Here is a 4,134-nt window from a genome sequence, read left to right on the forward strand (position 1 = left end):
TTCCGGGGGTGCGGGGGTCGGGGCTCAGATGCCGGTGACGGTGGTCAGGACCACGGCGGAGTCGTCCAGCGCACGCAGCCCGTGTCGCACCCGGGGCAGCCGCTCCACCTGGCCGGCGGCCACCTCCGCCTCCCCCTCCTCGGAGAACACCCGCACCCGGCCGCGCAGCACGTGCAGACTCGCGGCGGGGGGCGCGTCGTGCTCGCCCAGCTCCGAACCGGCGGTCAGGGCGATCACGCTCTGCCGCAGCGGCCCGTCGTGCAGGAAGAGGTGGGCGCTGCGCCCGTGCCCGTCCTCGCGGGCCAGCTGCAGGTGGTGTTCGGCGAGTGCGGCGAGGTCTTCCACGGTGGTCTCCTCCGAATCGGGCCCGGGACGGTCTCCGGACGTCTCCCCGCGCCGCCCGTGGTCACTCCATGGTCCCGCCCCCGGCGTTTCCCGCAACCGAGTCGCGTCATGGGCGACCGGCTCCGGTGAGGGGCGGTTCGGTCGGCGACGCCCGCCCCGAACCCGGTCGTGTCGAGCGTGAAGTCGAACGGCGCCGGAACGGGCACCGGCGAATCGAGCGAAACCGTGCGCCGTGCCCCGTACCCCTGTTCGGAGGGGTCCCGGAAACCCGGAAAATGGTGAGGTGACCTTCCTGCACGTCCGGCACCGGGTACACGGGAACCACGCGACCGTGGACCGCCGCCTTGTCGGTCCAATGATCGGTCCAATCGGTTTCCCTCGTGCTCCCGGAGGTCGATTCGGCGACCGGGGAAAGAGCGGATCCGTTTCCGTGGCGACCGGGAGCCCCGAACGCCTCCTCGTCCACCACGTACGGATCGGGCCCGAAGGCCCGGCCGCTTTCGGGGAACACGAACGGGAAAGGGGCGACCTCGACATCCTGCCCATCGGGAACACGGGGAAGAAGCCTCTCCCGAAGCCACTTCGTCACCGGACGAAATCGCAGGAGCGACCACGGCGACAAGGCGATCCTTCCCCCGGCGATCTCGGTTTCCGGCCATCCGGTGTCCGTGGTTCCTCCACGGTTCGCGGCATCTCCGCGAACCGTGATTCGGAGACAGCCTCTGTGGATACCGGACGCTCGGACATGATGGTCGCCGCTGTCCTCCGGGGGTGTGGGTCGCGCGGTCACCGCGTGTCACGCGATCTCCACCGTAACTCTCCACCGTAACAAGGTGAGGGCGGGGAGACGATGCGAAAAGGTCGGGAGGGAACCCCGGCGAACCGAGGGGAAGCGAGGAGAGCACTCATGAACGAGGCAGGGGTTCGCGGCGCGGACAGGGGTCCGATTCATCATGGGCAGTCCGGCGACGACATGCTGGTGGTGCTCACCACCACCGACAGCGCCGAGGCGGCGGAGGAACTGGCCGCCGGAGCCGTGGAGCGCCGACTGGCCGCCTGCGGGCAGGTGAGCGCGCCGATCACCTCCGTCTACCGCTGGCGGGGCGAGGTCCGGCGGGAACGGGAGTGGCAGCTGCTGCTGAAGACCACCCCCGCCCGCTGGGAGGCGCTGCGGGCCCACCTGGAGGAGGCCCACCCCTACGACGAGCCGGAGATCATCGCCCTGCCGGTGGCGGCCGGAGCCGCCGGCTACCTGGGCTGGGTGGCCGAGGAGACCTCCGACCCCGCCGGGGAACCCACCGCGACGGGTGGCTGAACGGCTCCCCCGCCGGCGCCGGCGCCGGCATCCACGCCGGCGGAGTCCCCGGCTCCCGGGGCCGGGCGGGCCGGCTCCACCCGCACCGCGCAGACCTTGAACTCCGGCATCCGCGAGGTGGGATCCAGCGCCGGGTTGGTCAGGGTGTTGGCCCGCCCCGCCCCCGGCCAGTGGAACGGCATGAAGACGGTGTCCGGGCGGATGTCCGGGGTGATCCGGGCCGGTGCCACCGCCCGGCCCCGGCGCGAGGTCACCGCCAGCGGCTCGCCCTCCGCCACGCCCAACCGCTCCGCCAACCGGGGGTGCACCTGCACGAACGGCCCCGGTGCGGCGGCGTTCAGCTCCGCCACCCGGCGGGTCTGCGCCCCGGACTGGTACTGCGCCTGCACCCGACCGGTGGTCAGGAACAGCGGGTAGTCGGCGTCCGGCTCCTCGGCGGAGGGCCGGTGCTGCACGGGGACGAAACGGGCCCGACCGTCCGGGGTGGCGAAGCGGTCCAGGAACATCCGTGGCGTGCCCGGGTGCGGGGCCGGCCCGTCCGGGGTGCCGGCGGCCGGGCGGTCGGCCGGGTCGGCGGAGTGGTCGTTGGACGGGTCGTCCTCCCACCCGCCGACCGGCTCCTCCCCGTCGGCTTCGCCGGACCCCTCGCCCCCGGTCCCGGTCCCGGGAACGACCTCCGCGCCGGTGTCCGGACAGGGCCAGAACACCCCGTCCTCCTCGATGATCCGCCGGTAGGTGATGCCCGAGTAGTCCGCCTTCCCACCGGCCGAGGCGCGGCGCAGCTCCTCGAACACCTCCTCCGGGTCGGTCGGGAAGCCCTTCTCCCACCCCATCCGGGCGGCCAGGTCGTGCATCACCCGCAGATCGCTCCGGCACCCGGTGGGCGGCTCGGCCGCCTTGCGGCGCAGGATGACCCGGCCCTCCAGATTGGTCATGGTGCCGGTCTCCTCGGCCCACTGCGTCACCGGCAGCACCACGTCGGCCAGCTCCGCGCTCTCGGAGAGCACCACGTCGCAGACGACCAGGAAGTCCAGCGCCCGCATCCGCTCCTCCACGTGCGCGGCCCGCGGGGCGGAGACCACCGGATTGGAGGCCAGCAGCAGCAGCGACCGCACCCCGTCGGGGGTGTCCCGGCCCAGCGCGTCCAGCAGCTCGTAGGCGCTGCGGCCGGGGCCCGGCAGCGAGTCCGGGTCCACGCCCCACACCCCGGCCACGTGCGCCCGCGCGTCGGCGTCCGCGAGCATCCGGTAGCCGGGCAGCTGGTCGGCCTTCTGGCCGTGCTCCCGGCCGCCCTGGCCGTTGCCCTGGCCGGTCAGACAGCCGTACCCGGACAGCGGCCGACCGGGCCGGCCGGTGGCCAGGGCCAGGTTGATCCACGCCCCCACCGTCTCGGTGCCCTTGGCCTGCTGCTCCGGCCCCCGCGCGGTGAGCACCATGGCGTGCTCCGCCGTGCGGAACCGCTCCACCGCCTCGCGCATCGCCGGCAGCGGCACCCCGGTGATGCGCTCGACCAGCTCCGGCCAGTGCGCCATCGCGGCGGCCCGGGCCTCCGGCCAGCCGGTGGTGCGCCCGGCGATGTACTCCTCGTCCACCCACCCGCCGGCGATCACCAGGTGCAGCAGGCCCAGGGCCAGCGCCAGGTCGGTACCGGGGCGCGGCGCGAGGTGCAGGTCGGCGTGCTCGACGGTGCGGGTGCGGCGGGGGTCCACCACGATCAGCGACCCGCCGTTCTCCTTCAGCTCCGTCAGGTACCGCAGCGCGGGCGGCATGGTCTCCACGAGGTTGGAACCGACCAGGATCACGCAGCCGGTGCGCGGGATGTCGGCCAGCGGGAAGGGCAGCCCCCGGTCCACGCCGAACGCCCGCGTCCCCGCGGCGGCGGCCGAGGACATGCAGAACCGGCCGTTGTAGTCGATCTGCGAGGTGCCCAGCACCAGCCGGGCGAACTTCCCGAGCGTATACGCCTTCTCGTTGGTCAGACCGCCGCCGCCGAAGACACCGACCGCGTCCGCTCCGTACCGGCGACGGGTCGCGGTCAGCCCCTCGACCACCCGGTCCAGCGCCTCGTCCCACCCGGCGGGCTCCAACGGACCGCCGGGGGAGCGGCGCACCAGCGGCTCGGTCAGCCGCACCCGGGAGGCCAGCACCTCCGGCGCCGTGCGGCCCTTCCCGCACAGCGCTCCCCGGTTGACGGGGAAGTCGGTCCGCTCCACGATCCGCAGGCCCGCGGGGGTGCCGGGATCGGGCCGCAGGCCCATCCCGCACTGCAGCGCGCAGTAGGGGCAGTGGGTGGGCACGGTCCCGTCGGCCCCGGCCGTCGGGGCGGACGACGGCCGGGACTCCGGCCCGGGGACGGTCCGGGTGGGGCTGGGGGATGCGCTCATACGGGTCAGTGTGGGTCGGCCGTGTTACGCCCGGCCCCCCGCTCGCGTTACGCCCCCGGGGCGGTCGGCTCAGGTCCCCGGGCGGGGGCC

3 protein-coding genes are annotated in these 4,134 nt (G+C 74.2%); 1 reads left to right on the forward strand and 2 read right to left on the reverse strand.

The features are described from left to right. Positions 1 to 24: 24 nt before the first annotated feature. On the reverse strand, positions 25 to 345 hold the full coding sequence (locus FOE67_RS18560; protein ID WP_182665748.1) for a cupin domain-containing protein: 321 nt from the start codon (positions 343 to 345) through the stop codon (positions 25 to 27). 973 nt (positions 346 to 1,318) lie between these two features. Between FOE67_RS18560 and cutA the strand changes: the two genes are divergently transcribed. Beyond that, positions 1,319 to 1,660: a divalent-cation tolerance protein CutA gene (gene cutA, locus FOE67_RS18565; RefSeq protein ID WP_228474028.1), complete on the forward strand. Its 342-nt coding sequence runs from the start codon at positions 1,319 to 1,321 to the stop codon at positions 1,658 to 1,660. Here cutA and FOE67_RS18570 read toward each other — a convergent pair. Then, a complete protein-coding gene (locus FOE67_RS18570; protein WP_438874251.1) occupies positions 1,594 to 3,918 on the reverse strand; it encodes a molybdopterin oxidoreductase family protein in 2,325 nt (774 codons plus the stop codon). The genes cutA and FOE67_RS18570 overlap by 67 nt on opposite strands. Between the last annotated feature and the right edge of the window lie 216 nt (positions 3,919 to 4,134).

It is taken from the genome of Streptomyces calidiresistens, from assembly GCF_014141525.1.
Classification (GTDB): domain Bacteria; phylum Actinomycetota; class Actinomycetes; order Streptomycetales; family Streptomycetaceae; genus Streptomyces; species Streptomyces calidiresistens.

Bases quoted from the DNA above. Each gene is read 5' to 3' on its own strand.
- cutA (WP_228474028.1), top strand. From the start codon at position 1,319: ATGCTGGTGGTGCTCACCACCACCGACAGCGCCGAGGCGGCGGAGGAA.
- FOE67_RS18570 (WP_438874251.1), bottom strand. From the start codon at position 3,918: ATGGGCCTGCGGCCCGATCCCGGCACCCCCGCGGGCCTGCGGATCGTG.